Raw genomic sequence first — 13,460 nt, forward strand, 5'->3', positions numbered from 1 at the left:
TGTTTAACACAACTTTGGAGGTACGATGAAAAATCAACTTTTATATGAAATTTTACTTCGGGAAATCACAACTCTTCACCCAGAGGAAAAAACCATTCCAGCAGACGAGAATCTTTTTGATATTGGTTTCGACTCGATAAAAATGTTAATGCTGGTTGATCGGTTAAAATATGCCGGTTATTCAGTTAAATTTGCAGATTTGGTCCGGTGGCCGACAATTAATGACTGGATCAATCTAATCGCAAAAAATTAACTGAGCTACCTGTCATTTCATGATGAGTGGTGGATAAGCCATGTAGCAAGATCAGTAATCACCTGCTCTGGAATCTGGCTTGGTTGCAGATAATCCTCGCTACTGGAATATCCTGTTGTAGGCAATAAAATGTGATTCAACCCAGTATAAAGTTTGAATTCCGCATCTTTATTGCCTTGCAGTGCAGTTTTCCACATTGCCAAGTCAATATCATACGGAACCTGAAAATCCTGATCACCTTGAGCCAAGAATAAAGGTATTGAGGGCAAATCTTTTAAGCAAGTCAATGCGTGGTAACCCTCAATTTGTTTGAGATAACTCTCCGGTACGGCCAGCAAGTTCGCAAGAGACACCGTATCGTTCTCTTTCCCACTGGATAATTGGGATAAAATCACCTGAAGTAAACTACGAAATGGCGTCGCCAGCATCACTATGCCCGCAATATTTAGACCCGACTTTTGCCGTAAATTCTTTGCAATTAATGGGCTAACATATCCGCCGAAACTGTGCCCAACAAGGAATACCGGCACATTGTGAAATTCAGTATGTTCCATTAAGCCAGTTAAAATATTACATGCGTCATCAACAATTTCTGCATTAAGATCTATCGACTCTGGATCGGTATTTCCCTGCCAAGAGCGATAATAGCGTTTGTCAAACCGTGCGCTTGCGATACCGTATCGGCTTAACTCATGTGCCAACATACGAAACAGTGGATTAGGACCAACATCATAATCCATTGAATGCGGACCAGAACCAGCAAGCAATAATGCCAGTGCTTTGACATTATGTGGTGACGGCAGACACACCAAACCATCAGGAAGCTCTTCAAGGCCAAACTCCCTTAGCATTTTTTCGGTAAAAATGCCCGGCCTTTCATACGCATTGGGTATCGGGCATCGAGATAACGTAAGCGAATCAATTTGCTGATCTTTAAGCCCAATATAAAGATTGAATTTTCCATTGAGAGTATTTAGTCGCAGATGACAAGCACCTTGCTGGTGGTAAATAATATCGATATCTGAGTTATACAAACTGTCTGCCAGTGCAATTAAAGTCAGATCATCAGCCACCACGCGCAATGGTTCATTCATTAATTCCCTAGCAGCTTCCCATTGTTCATCAAGTAACGCAGTTATCAATACTGTTATTTCCTCATCCAACGCGGTAATTAATCTCTTAACAAGCATGCCATTTCTCAAATAACGGTGATTTGCTTTTTTATATCAATTTTTGCTCAAGTATCCCAGTCTTTGGTGTTTTTGATATGAAAAGCCCGATATACAGAAAAATTGTGCAGATTAAATTCAGACGAAATAGTTTTTTAATCAGTGTAGGGATTATTTAGATTAGTAATCGTGATAATAGTTATCTGACTCCAGCGAAACGAAGCTTGCTGTAACCTTCACGTGAGGAACACAAAAAATCGATATCAACCGATTCCCTGTACTCAGAGAGCATCATAACTATTGCGGTCCCCCTGCAAAATAGCCATCTGCATCATCAAGAAAGTCTTGTGATAAAGAGCTTAACACCTTCGCAATACGGTTATGATGCGCAAGACGAAAATTAAACATTTAAAAAACCATGCCCCTGCTCATGAATGAGTCGTTCAATCAACTGACGTTCCTGGGGTTCAAGCTTATCTTCTTCGACATATTTCCAATTGCGCTCGTAAAATGCCAGAGCATCACGATCAGTTAGCTCAGTATCTTCAGCAAGATACCAAGCACAACTTTTCATTTGTGGATAATCAGCGATTTTTACCATAACAACCTCTCCTTTCATATTTGTATAGCTGAGTGGAACCTTCAACTCAACCACATTGCAAGTGCCTACATTCTTTATACATTGAAACTCACCTGGCTAAAGCCAGGTGATTCTTGTTGTCATTGGCAATCGCATAGCAATATACGATTATACGAATACGATTGCTTTAGTCTTACATTGCCTCTGACAAGCATTTAACGTATCGGTATTCCCTAGCGCCATTACATTATTAGGCTAAGCATTCCCTCATGCGGCACAACTATTTTCCAGGGATCATGCCAACTCCCTCCGTCGTTGAACAGTAACAATATGGTCAGCTTTAGCGAGAAGATCAGCATTGCATGAAACAACAATCCACAAACCAGGCCAACGCTCCGGCAAGGTGGACCATAAGTGACGAGCCGTAACTGCATCTAATGATGAATCACAATTATCAACAATATAAACATCAGCAGGACGACATAACATTCGAGCCAACGCCAAACGTTGACGCTGGCCACCAGACAGTTGCCGGGCGCTGCCAGAATTAATGACAGTATCAAGTCCTTCTGGTAGCTCATATGAGCCAGGAGTCATACCTACCGCCTCTAAAGCCTGCACCATAATATCGTCATCAATATCCGTATCGCCCAATGCGAGATTTTGTCTTACTGTTCCACCAAAAAAACCCGCTCTTTGTCTGGCATATCCGATACGTGGATTCCGCCACCAGTTTTCATTCCCCAGAACTTCTCTGTTATTCCAAAGCACACTGCCAGAACTGGACTTTTCCAAACCGATCAAATAACGCAAAAAGGTGGTTTTACCCGCCCCCATCTCCCCAACAATTCCAACGACCTGATTAGTTGTCGCTTCAAATGAAACAGGGAGCTGAGTATTTGAATACGCAAGATGATTAACACTAAGCTTATGGAGAACCTCACCTTGTTCATCTTCTTTTATTTCTCTTTTATCTGCCAATAACTGTTTGATGCGCTCATAACACACATCAGCATTTTTATAATTAGCAATAGACCGACCAAAGAAAAATATCTGTTCACTGATCCAGCCGATATAAGTCAAAAATAACGCCAGATTACCCACAGTAAAACTGCCATCAACGATTCGTTTACTCACTATCAATAAAACCGCTGATGTTCCGATTATGACAATATTTTTAAACAGGCCAGAAAGAAGGTCAGTAAATACCTGATGTTTGGCTTGAATAGCCCGTCGACTCACAAATTTCTGCGACAATCTCTCAATCTGACCTTCAATTTTGTTGCTAAGGCGCAGATCACGTATACCCGTTAAAACATCAGTAATCTGACCTGCAATATCTCCCTGCGATTGACGTTTACTCTCTTGTAAATTACCTACTTTGCGTTTAAGTATCGCGCCAATCCAGAGACCCACAATCATCGGCATAAGAGCCAGCGTGGTTATTGGATCAGTGTTGATAAGCACAACTAATGCGATAATTAAAAGTAATGCCCGGTAGATAAAATCAGAAGTCCAACTCAAGAATTCCGCAATTTCATCACTATCATCACGAATGCGATTCAAAATATCGCCTTGTGAAAAAGCGTGCCTCTGATTATGAGAACAATGGCTCACGCCGCGTAAAACTCTCTCTTTCAAATAAGCACTTACTTTAAATATCAACGTAAAGTCCAGGCTTAATCCCATGAAGAGAACTAGCGATCGCAAAACCATTACAGCAATTGCAGAGGAAAGTAACCACCAGACTGTAGGATTAGTCGGTTCATTTATTGCACTATCCAGTAGCTTACTGATTAAGTAACCAATCAACAAAGGAAAACCGTGCATAAGTGTCCATACAAACATTGTGATGAAATAGAGAGGGGCAAATTTTTTCACCAAATCAATCAATGCCGATAACATCTTAGGTTTAGTTGATACACTGGATATAGTCATACAATGAGTCCATGATTGCTGGTTAACATTGCGATTTCTGTTTCTGGAACTCGCTGTTTAATCCGCCCATCATCAATAATGATGATTTCATCAACGGCTGAAAGTGTATGAAGACGGTGTGCGACCATCACTACGGTGCGATTGCGACTTAATTTTCCAAGTAATTTCAGCCAACTCTCTTCAGTCTGCGGATCGAGTTGAGATGTTCCTTCATCAATAATCACCAACGAGCAATGCTGTAACATCACTCTGGCGCCCGCTATCATTTGAATTTCCCCTTCTGACATTATCCGTCCGTTGGTTCCGACGAGTGTATTAAGACCATCCGGTAATGCTTTAGCCCATTCAAGCGCATCTAATTCTTGCAGAACAGCCCAAATCTGACCGTCAGATATTTCATTACTGAATAGTGTTAAATTTTCCCGCAACGTTGCAGAGAACAAATGAGAACGCTGACTAAGCACGGCAACCTTTTTCGCAAATTCTTCAGGTCTAATTGTTGAGACATCAATATTTCCAATTGTCACTCTTCCCGAATCAGGCTGCGCAAATCCACACATCAAATTAAGAATAGTGCTTTTTCCTGCTCCCGTTCTCCCGATAATGCCAATTTTGCTCCCCGGAGCAACGTAAAAATTAACGCTATGCAAAACCTGTGTTTCTTCCCCACCATAACTGAAATCAACATTATCGAAATGGATAGAGAGAGGGCCATCAGGCAATAGATTATCTGGTGATTTACTTGCAGTACCTTCACTTAGCGTTTTAGCCGCAAGTGATAAAGCAGCAAATAACTTCTGTAGCAACTCTATTTCTTGTGACATGTCTTCCACTGGCTCTCGCAGCTTGTCAACATAGAGATAGACCATTGTTAATGTGCCGATACTTATACTGTCTTGGCCAAGTAACTGAAGCCCAAAGCCAAAACCTATACCGAAGCACAATGCAAAAAAGAGCTGAGTAATTGGCCAGAAAGCCCTACCGCCGATATAAGCCTTGCGTTCAATTTTGAGTAATACTGACAACATCTTACGAAATGCAACGGAAGGCCAATGGGCTTGAGATAATGGCTGCAAATCATCCATTGCATGGAGTGAATCACCGATAAAACCAAAGATCCTTGCTTTCTCCGTTCGCGCAATGAGCCAACGACGAACAGCAAGTCTGGTTAATTGAATAAGTACATATGCCACCAATATAATAACAATAGCCATAGCAATGCCCGCCTGGGGCATGACATTGAATATAATGATTAATGTACCGAGTGCCAGTGCTGAATTACCAATAGCCTTGAAACCAGCTTTAGAAATCGTTTTTCCTATAATGTCAGCGTTTCCTTCGACGCTTTCCAACAGCTCTCCCTGCGATCTTCTCTCTATTTCCAATACGGGTAAAACCGTCATCACATGATGAAAAAGTTTGTATCTAATAGTATCTGCAATACCCCAACCAGCCTTGGTGCTCATGTAGCTAGTGACCAAACTACCCATGACCCCAATCGAGGCGATGAAAAGATAAATTATTGCCAACATAATAAGCTGATCAGCAGTGGTTCCTGACGTCGCCTTATCGACGTAATTCCTTATAATATAGGGGCCACCTAGATCGCATAATAATGTGACGGTTAAGGCCAGAAAGGCACACATAACCGTTCCCTTAAACGGTATGGCACTACGTAACAGTATCTGCCATGCGGTTAAATTCTTTGACATAATGTTTTCCATCTTTGGGTTATATCACCTCAGTAAAATTAGGGATGTTATTCATAACATCAATATATGGAGATGCAGCTAATGCTGCCCTTATTAATAACAAATTAATCACAACAGTAACATCTTGTTTGCATTTGGAAAAATGCAATTATCGCAAAATATTCACGTTTATCACTACATGATTGAGATCTTTATAAACGCTATCACAAGAAAATAGCCAGAAAATAAAATTTATGTCTTATTCTATATTGTCAATACCTTTTACGGGTTACCCTATATCCAAGCAGGCAAGTATATTGCCAATGGATAACTTATTCCAGACAATGAGTCACAAGTGAAGAAAAAGCCAACAAAAAAACCGATGAATTATCACAATATTTACAAATGCATAACAATTATATATACCCAATAGATTTCAAGTTGCAGCGCGACAGCAAATGAACGCATCCCCAGGAGCATAGATAACTATGTGACTGGGGTGAGTGAAAGCAGCCAACAAAGCAGCAACTTGAAGGATGAAGGGTATAAATGTATTTCTGGTTAATTTTGGTTGTTTTCTAACTTAACCATTCATTACTAATAAAATGACAAATTATCCTTATTGAATTAATATTCAATTAATTCAAATAAGCTAAATCAATATAAGTTAATTTATATCCGCTATTAATCCCATCCGATGATATTAATTACCAAAAACAAAGTGGAAAATTATAACCAGTATCACTTTATACTAATAAAAAGGGCCTTTCGGCCCAGGTAATCGTTTGCGTAATTAATCTAAAACAACACCAATACGGTGCGCTACTTCTTCATACGCTTCAATCAGACCACCAAGACTTTGGCGGAAACGGTCTTTATCCATTTTATCCAAAGTCTCTTTATCCCATAAACGACAACCATCGGGAGAAAATTCATCACCCAGAACTATTTGCCCTTTAAATAAACCAAACTCAAGTTTGAAATCAACCAAAATCAAACCAGCATCATCAAACAATTTGCTCAATATTTCATTGGCCTTGTAGCTCAAATTTTTCATTTCAGCCAGGTGTTCTTTACTGACCCAACCAAAAGTTTCACAATAGGATTCATTCACCATTGGATCGTGCAGAGCATCATTTTTGAGAAACTGATCGAACAGAGGGGGACTCAATACTAAACCTTCTTCAACCCCAAGGCGTCTGACTAACGAACCGGCAGCCCGATTACGGATAACACACTCAACTGGCACCATATCCAGCTTTTTGACCAGTACTTCAGTGTCTGATAACAGGCGTTCCATTTGCGTTGGAATACCCGCTTCTTCCAGCTTATTCATAATGAAATGATTGAATTTGTTATTCACCATCCCTTTGCGGTCGAACTGTTCAATACGTTCACCATCCAACGCCGATGTATCATTACGGAATTCCAAAATTAGCCGATCAGGATCATCAGTGGTGTACACCGTTTTTGCCTTGCCACGATACAACTCAGCTTTTTTTTGCATTTTACATACTCCCAAATATCAATACGAAAAATAATCATTAGAAATAGCTATAAATAGCAAAGGGGCTTTCGCCCCTTTGCTTATATTTATGTCTACAATCCTGCTGTCTGGCTGAAAGCGGCTTTCAATACTGCAACCAGCTCATCATTTTGTACCTGCGTCAACGGCTTACCTTTATCGCTAATAAATTGTAAGCTGCTTCGGTTATTTAAATCACCAATTTGTAATTTATAATCACCTTCGCTGATGGAAGGTTCATTAACACCCATTGATTTCCATTCAGATGTACTGAGACTTTTATAGGCTACAGTGATAGAACCTGTCGAACGACTACGGTTACCTACTTTCATACCCACTTTTTCCAGCGCTGCCGGTAGCCTGTCCCAAACGATATTATATGGTGCCCGAACAATCATCTGAGGTAATCCAGAAGTATCTCCACCACTCTGTACATCTAATGGCCCTAAATTGTGTGCCGCAGGGTTGTCACTCATGCGTTCACGTTGCCGGTTCACACCTTCAATCAGTTCATTAAGCATCAGTGCGTTATAACGCTGGATTTCAACAGGATCAGTTACCTGTTGACCACCTTGTCTCAACCCCTCGTTAGCCACCGATAATTCAATCTGATAGTTCTGGTGTGCAATACTGATACGGTGACGAGTCTGATAGGGCACATCCTCATCTGTACGTTGCCATTCAATCCAATCTGTTACCAGTGTTTGATTAGCATCATCACGCTGGCTGATTTTGTCACCTTTTTTCAGCAGAACATTATTAATCTGTGACCACAGATTGCTATTCTCAGGGGTGTTTTCAAGTAGCAATTTACTGCTTTTTATACTGTTTTCAGTACGGGAGCCACTTAACAAAGCCAACGCCTGAGATGGTGGACGAATATCAAGCTCTTTCCCTATCAGCCCCTTAGATATCGTTGGTGGAATATCATATTCACCATTCTGTAATGGTAATATCATACCCGCAGGAACATTCAGTGCTTTCAGAGGAGGCGCTTCAAGATACGCATAATCACCATTAACCTGGCGCTTATAACTTTGGTCGCTGGAACACGCTGCCAGTAACATTGCCAATGACATACCAGCAATCTTCATGACCTTTGATTTTTGCAATAATATTGCCATTAAAATTCCCTAAATTTTACAGTAATCCGGCCATTCTCAAGGCTTTTTCGACTGAGACTTTTCCTGCATCTGTCAATGGCGTCATGGGCAGACGCACAGTGTCATCAGCAATCAGACCTAATTTGTGACATCCCCATTTAACTGGAATTGGGTTAGGTTCAACAAATAACTGATGGTGTAAATCCATCAGACGGTTATTCAGCTTACGCGCTTCTGTAAACTGACCGCTTAATGCCAATTCACAGAGCTTGGCAATTTCAGGCGCTGCAATGTTTGCAGTAACAGAAATTACCCCTTTTCCTCCAAGCTGGATAAAATCCAATCCACTTGCATCATCACCGCTCAATAAGATGAAACTATCATCATTAACCAACTCTTGGATTTGACTAACGCGATTTAAGTTCCCTGTCGCTTCTTTAATTGCGACAATATTTTTAATCTTCGCCAAACGAGCTACAGTTGACGGCAGCAAATCACATCCAGTACGAGAAGGCACATTATACAGAATTTGTGGCAAGTCAGTATTTTCAGCGATAGTTTTAAAATGCTGATATAACCCCTCCTGTGAGGGCTTATTATAATAAGGTGTTACCGTCAAGCAACCAACAACACCACTATTTTCAAAACGCTTCGTCAGGGATATCGCTTCAGCAGTCGCATTTGCACCTGTTCCAGCAATTACCGGAATACGTCCGTCGGCCAGTTCGATGGTTGTCAAAACAACATCACCGTGTTCATCGTGACTTAATGTGGCCGATTCTCCCGTTGTTCCTACCGAAACGATAGCCGATGTACCACTGGCAACATGATAATCGACTAACTTTTTCAAGCTGACTTTATCAACATGACCATTTGCATTCATTGGTGTCACCAGCGCAACAATACTGCCTGTGAATTCAAAGCTCCCGCTAAACATTACATACCCCCCTATACAAACAAGAGTTCCATGGTACTTTCTAGCCATACAGAAGGAAACTATTTAACACCAGATTTCAATGAATTTTGTTAATACCGGAGAACCTTTGTTAAAGAGAAGTGATAATCAAAGTAATTTATACCTGTTATCTTTCAAGTTGCCTCTTTGTTGGCTGCACTCACTCACCCCGGTCACAGAGTTATCTATGCTCCCGGGGATTCGCTCCCTTGCCGTCGCGATGCATCTTGAAATCTATTGGGTATATTGAAATTCAAAGGTAGGGAATGAGAATAATAGGACAACTTTGATGCAATTGACCTTGGCAGTATAGCCTTTTTGTGTTTACCTTAAATAAACCACAGCAGAGAAGGAAACGTGACTTTGCCACAATCAGAACAACATTTTTTAGTTATAACCGCTTTAGGTGCTGACCGCCCTGGCATCGTCAACACAATCACTCGTCTGGTAAGTGAATGTGGTTGTAACATTGAAGACAGCCGACTAGCTATGTTTGGTGAGGAATTTACCTTCATTATGCTGCTTTCCGGTAGCTGGAACGCTATCACCATGATTGAATCGACGCTGCCACAGAAAGGGGCCGAGCTAGATCTTCTTATCGTCATGAAGCGTACAAGGTGTGATACTCATACAACATTCCCTTCCACGGTTTCCGTCAAGGTTGATGTTGATGACTCCCCCGGTATTGTTGAGCAGTTTACCAATCTGTTTACTACCCAGGATTTTAATATTGCTGAACTGGTATCAAAAACGCAGCCACGAGAAGGTAATGTCTCTGCCCGATTACAAATCCAAATTACTGCTCACAGTCTATTAGATGATGACGGCTTAATTATTAAGCAAGCGTTTAATAAGCTATGTACAGATCTAAAAGCACAAGGCAGTATTAGTATTCTTGAACCACTTTAGTAGAAAGATTAAACGGAGAATACGTGATGAACCCATTGAAAGCCGGTGATAAGGCCCCCCAGTTTAGCCTTCCTGACCAAGATGGAGAAACAATCAATTTGTCTGATTTTGAAGGTCAGCGTGTTTTAGTTTATTTTTATCCCAAAGCAATGACTCCTGGCTGTACTGTACAAGCCTGTGGTCTACGCGATGAAATGAATACATTAAAGGGATCAGGTGTTGAAGTGTTGGGTATTAGCACTGATAACCCAAGTAAACTGTCGCGCTTTGTGGAGAAAGAAATGCTGAACTTCACGCTGTTGTCTGACGAAGATCATCAAGTCGCTGAACAATTTGGTGTCTGGGGTAAAAAACAATTTATGGGGAAAACCTATGATGGTATTCACCGTATTAGTTTCCTAATTGATGCCACAGGTAATATTGAACACGTTTTTGATAAATTTAAGACTAGTGATCACCACCAAATCGTGGTGGATTATCTGAAACAACACTCTTAAGAAAACAGCAAGAACTTAATCATATTTCTAACAGCTCAAGATAGTCGGGGCAGGTACGGGAGGGATATTCCCACTCCGTCCTTCCCCTAATAGCAGTAACTGGCATCAATCAATGAGATAAATACCAAGATAATTTTCAACATAAAAAGAGGAGCTACTCTTTCACCTCACCGTCTTCTGTTATAACCATCTCTTCCGGCCATGCATGAATAACCGCTTTAATCAGCGTCGCCAATGGAATAGCAAAGAATATGCCCCAAAATCCCCATAAGCCACCAAAAGTAATTACAGAAAGAATAATCACCAAAGGGTGTAGATTTACTGCTTCAGAGAACAAAATCGGTACCAGTAAATTACCATCCAACCCCTGAACAATCAGATAAGCAATAATCAACGTCCAGAAATCTGTCCCTACCCCCCACTGAAATAAAGCAACCAATATGACCGGGATCGTGACAATCAGCGCTCCAACATAGGGAATTAATACTGACAACCCGACCAGGACAGAAAGCAATAATGAATACTCCAATCCAAGAAATGCAAATACAGCGTAGGTACAAATACCAACAATGACCATCTCCGTGACTTTACCACGAATATAATTAGTGATTTGCTGATTCATCTCGCGCCATACCTGCCCAGCTAAAATGCGGTTACGTGGCAGAACCCGTTGTAACGCTTGCAACATCTGGTTTTTATCTTTCAGTAGGAAGAACGCCATCAATGGCACGAGTATCAGATAGATAGCCAGCGTCAGCAAACCAATCAATGAAGCTACTGAAAATTTCACGACAGACTCTCCGGCAGTTGAAATCTTACTACGCAAATTCTCCGCCATCATATCAATAATGCCAGCATCAACCAGAACCGGATAACGTGTCGGTAATGTCTGGGCATATTCATTAAACCGGTTAAGCATATTAGGTATATCTGACAGTAGATTAAGCCCCTGTTGCCACGCAGTGGGTGCCACAATCAAAATGACCAACGCACTGATCCCAGAAAAAATAATCAGCACAATACAAACAGCAACTGTCCGTGAACATCCCAGTTTTTCAAGCATAGAAGTTGGCCATTCCAGCAAGTAAGCAAGGACAATCGCTACCAATAGTGGTGCTAAAATGCCATGTAAGAAATAAATAATACAAAACCCAACTACAAGGATGATAAATAGCGCAATGACTTGCGGATCAGTAAATCGACGACGATACCACTGTATAATCATGTCCAGCATTGACCAGGCTCCTTAATAGCAGTATTCATAATTTCTATTTTTCTTAAAAATTGTACTAATTGGTTAATTTTAAGGTACCCTTGTTCATCATACACGCATTATCTAAAAACAATGGCCAAATGAGATCATTTTTGTTTTATGAAAATAATGTCTAACAAATTTCTGCCAGCAATATTCGTCAGTACACTATTGCTAGCACATTCCCCTGTTCTCAGCGCCTCTATTGAAGATTCGTTACCGGACATAGGTACCACGGCAGGTTCAACCCTGAGTATTAATCAGGAATTGGCAATGGGAGATTTTTACGCCCGCCAGATGCGTGCTAATGCCCCTCTAATTTATGACCCATTATTGATTCAATATATCAATACTCTTGGGCAAAAATTGGTAGCCCATGCAGACTCAGTTAAAACGCCGTTTCATTTCTATCTGGTTAATAACCCAAATATCAACGCCTATGCTTTTTTCGGTGGAAACGTCGTCCTCCATGCTGCACTTTTTCGTTATAGTCGTAATGAAAGTGAACTTGCATCCGTTATAGCTCACGAAATTTCCCACGTTACTCAACGCCATCTGGCTCGAATGATGGAAGATCAGCAGCGTAAAGCACCTCTAGCTTGGGCAGGTACATTAGGCTCCATTCTCTTGCTCATGGCTAACCCACAAGCGGGCATGGCAGCACTCAGTGGCACTATCGCCGGTGTACAGCAAGGGATGATCAGCTTTACCCAATCCAATGAACAAGAAGCTGACCGCATTGGTATGCAGACGCTCCGCAAGGCCGGTTTTGATCCTCAAGGTATGCCAGATTTTATGCAGATCCTGGCAGATCAAACCCGTTATAGCTCTAAACCACCAGAAATATTACTCACTCACCCGTTACCTGACAGCCGTCTTGCTGATGCTCGTAACCGGGCTAACCAGTATCCTGCGAGGCGTGTTCCACAATCTCAAGATTTTCTATTCGCCAAAGTCCGTATTATCGGAATGTACACCACAGAACAACGTAGCTACTTGGAGCAAATTTTAGAAAATTATCGTAAAGGTACAGCTAAAGAACAACTTGCTTCAGCTTATGGCAAAGCAATCTTGTTTTCTCAGGATAAAAAATACGCTGAAGCCCGGGCTATTCTGGAACCATTATTGGCAAAACAACCGGATAATATCTGGTTTATTGATATGATGACCGATATCGATATTGAGCAAAATCGGACTGCTCAAGCCATCACTCGGTTACAAAACGCCTTACAGAAACAAAAAGATAATTTGGTATTACAGATTAACTTGGCAAATACACTTATTCGCGCCAAGCAATATCAACAAGCTGAAAAACTGCTTTACCGTTATACGTTCAATAATCCCGATGATCCGAACGGTTGGCACCTGATGGCTGAAGCCGCAGCTCAGCAAGGCAAACGCCACGAAGAATTATCAGCTTACGCCGAAGAAATGGCGCTCCGTGGCCAATTTGACAACGCGATTAAATACCTTAGTAGCGCCAGCTCACTGGTAAAATTAGGTAGTTACGATCAAGAACGTTATGATGCCCGCATCGATCAGTTACGTCAGCTACAACAGCGTTACAGTCAATACAAACGTTAAGGAA

Annotated in this window: 13 protein-coding genes; 4 read left to right on the forward strand and 9 right to left on the reverse strand. The window is 41.2% G+C overall.

The features are described from left to right. Positions 1–25 precede the first annotated feature (25 nt). The gene (locus BDD30_RS02445) at positions 26–253 is read left to right on the forward strand and encodes a phosphopantetheine-binding protein (protein WP_015833943.1); all 228 of its coding nucleotides are present in this window, start codon (positions 26–28) and stop codon (positions 251–253) included. A 17-nt stretch (positions 254–270) separates the two neighbouring features. Here BDD30_RS02445 and BDD30_RS02450 read toward each other — a convergent pair whose 3' ends face one another. The 8 genes from BDD30_RS02450 to dapA form a co-directional block, all read right to left on the reverse strand. Continuing rightward, the gene (locus tag BDD30_RS02450) at positions 271–1,443 is read right to left on the reverse strand and encodes an alpha/beta hydrolase (RefSeq protein WP_015833942.1); all 1,173 of its coding nucleotides are present in this window, start codon (positions 1,441–1,443) and stop codon (positions 271–273) included. A 178-nt stretch (positions 1,444–1,621) separates the two neighbouring features. Next, complete coding sequence (locus BDD30_RS24935; protein ID WP_387794976.1) at positions 1,622–1,717, reverse strand: hypothetical protein; 96 nt, start codon at positions 1,715–1,717, stop codon at positions 1,622–1,624. Between the two features lie 105 nt (positions 1,718–1,822). Then, positions 1,823–2,023: a hypothetical protein gene (locus tag BDD30_RS02460; RefSeq protein ID WP_015833941.1), complete on the reverse strand. Its 201-nt coding sequence runs from the start codon at positions 2,021–2,023 to the stop codon at positions 1,823–1,825. A 273-nt stretch (positions 2,024–2,296) separates the two neighbouring features. Beyond that, positions 2,297–3,940, reverse strand: a complete 1,644-nt coding sequence (locus BDD30_RS02465; RefSeq protein WP_015833940.1) for an ATP-binding cassette domain-containing protein — start codon at positions 3,938–3,940, stop codon at positions 2,297–2,299. Then, positions 3,937–5,652 carry an ABC transporter ATP-binding protein gene (locus BDD30_RS02470; RefSeq protein ID WP_231849203.1) on the reverse strand — a complete coding sequence of 572 codons (1,716 nt, stop codon included), beginning with the start codon at positions 5,650–5,652 and terminating at the stop codon, positions 3,937–3,939. Before BDD30_RS02470 ends, BDD30_RS02465 begins: the two co-directional genes overlap by 4 nt. 772 nt (positions 5,653–6,424) lie before the next feature. Next, positions 6,425–7,138, reverse strand: a complete 714-nt coding sequence (gene purC / locus BDD30_RS02475; protein ID WP_015833938.1) for a phosphoribosylaminoimidazolesuccinocarboxamide synthase — start codon at positions 7,136–7,138, stop codon at positions 6,425–6,427. 92 nt (positions 7,139–7,230) lie between these two features. Then, positions 7,231–8,280 (reverse strand): outer membrane protein assembly factor BamC, encoded by a 1,050-nt coding sequence (gene bamC / locus BDD30_RS02480; RefSeq protein WP_015833937.1) that lies wholly within the window; start codon positions 8,278–8,280, stop codon positions 7,231–7,233. A 16-nt stretch (positions 8,281–8,296) separates the two neighbouring features. After that, positions 8,297–9,196 (reverse strand): 4-hydroxy-tetrahydrodipicolinate synthase, encoded by a 900-nt coding sequence (dapA, locus tag BDD30_RS02485; protein WP_015833936.1) that lies wholly within the window; start codon positions 9,194–9,196, stop codon positions 8,297–8,299. A gap of 381 nt (positions 9,197–9,577) precedes the next feature. On the opposite strand from dapA, the gene BDD30_RS02490 reads away from it, so the two are divergent. Next, positions 9,578–10,123 carry a glycine cleavage system transcriptional repressor gene (locus BDD30_RS02490; RefSeq protein ID WP_015833934.1) on the forward strand — a complete coding sequence of 182 codons (546 nt, stop codon included), beginning with the start codon at positions 9,578–9,580 and terminating at the stop codon, positions 10,121–10,123. A 26-nt stretch (positions 10,124–10,149) separates the two neighbouring features. Next, a complete protein-coding gene (gene bcp, locus BDD30_RS02495) occupies positions 10,150–10,620 on the forward strand; it encodes a thioredoxin-dependent thiol peroxidase (RefSeq protein WP_041381784.1) in 471 nt (156 codons plus the stop codon). A 154-nt stretch (positions 10,621–10,774) separates the two neighbouring features. Here bcp and BDD30_RS02500 read toward each other — a convergent pair whose 3' ends face one another. Further along, complete coding sequence (locus BDD30_RS02500; RefSeq protein WP_015833932.1) at positions 10,775–11,854, reverse strand: AI-2E family transporter; 1,080 nt, start codon at positions 11,852–11,854, stop codon at positions 10,775–10,777. 138 nt (positions 11,855–11,992) lie between these two features. On the opposite strand from BDD30_RS02500, the gene bepA reads away from it, so the two are divergent. Then, positions 11,993–13,456 carry a beta-barrel assembly-enhancing protease gene (gene bepA / locus BDD30_RS02505; protein ID WP_015833931.1) on the forward strand — a complete coding sequence of 488 codons (1,464 nt, stop codon included), beginning with the start codon at positions 11,993–11,995 and terminating at the stop codon, positions 13,454–13,456. Positions 13,457–13,460: the final 4 nt, after the last annotated feature.

The sequence above is a fragment of the Photorhabdus asymbiotica genome, from assembly GCF_003634575.1.
Taxonomy (GTDB): Bacteria; Pseudomonadota; Gammaproteobacteria; order Enterobacterales; family Enterobacteriaceae; genus Photorhabdus; species Photorhabdus asymbiotica.

What these genes read in the sequence shown, in the direction of transcription:
- bcp (WP_041381784.1), top strand. Translation starts at nt 10,150, where the DNA reads ATGAACCCATTGAAAGCCGGTGATAAGGCCCCCCAGTTTAGCCTTCCT.
- BDD30_RS02445 (WP_015833943.1), top strand. Translation starts at nt 26, where the DNA reads ATGAAAAATCAACTTTTATATGAAATTTTACTTCGGGAAATCACAACT.
- bepA (WP_015833931.1), top strand. Translation starts at nt 11,993, where the DNA reads ATGAAAATAATGTCTAACAAATTTCTGCCAGCAATATTCGTCAGTACA.
- BDD30_RS02465 (WP_015833940.1), bottom strand. Translation starts at nt 3,940, where the DNA reads ATGACTATATCCAGTGTATCAACTAAACCTAAGATGTTATCGGCATTG.
- BDD30_RS02470 (WP_231849203.1), bottom strand. Translation starts at nt 5,652, where the DNA reads ATGTCAAAGAATTTAACCGCATGGCAGATACTGTTACGTAGTGCCATA.
- BDD30_RS24935 (WP_387794976.1), bottom strand. Translation starts at nt 1,717, where the DNA reads ATGATGCTCTCTGAGTACAGGGAATCGGTTGATATCGATTTTTTGTGT.
- dapA (WP_015833936.1), bottom strand. Translation starts at nt 9,196, where the DNA reads ATGTTTAGCGGGAGCTTTGAATTCACAGGCAGTATTGTTGCGCTGGTG.
- BDD30_RS02450 (WP_015833942.1), bottom strand. Translation starts at nt 1,443, where the DNA reads ATGCTTGTTAAGAGATTAATTACCGCGTTGGATGAGGAAATAACAGTA.
- purC (WP_015833938.1), bottom strand. Translation starts at nt 7,138, where the DNA reads ATGCAAAAAAAAGCTGAGTTGTATCGTGGCAAGGCAAAAACGGTGTAC.
- bamC (WP_015833937.1), bottom strand. Translation starts at nt 8,280, where the DNA reads ATGGCAATATTATTGCAAAAATCAAAGGTCATGAAGATTGCTGGTATG.
- BDD30_RS02500 (WP_015833932.1), bottom strand. Translation starts at nt 11,854, where the DNA reads ATGCTGGACATGATTATACAGTGGTATCGTCGTCGATTTACTGATCCG.
- BDD30_RS02460 (WP_015833941.1), bottom strand. Translation starts at nt 2,023, where the DNA reads ATGGTAAAAATCGCTGATTATCCACAAATGAAAAGTTGTGCTTGGTAT.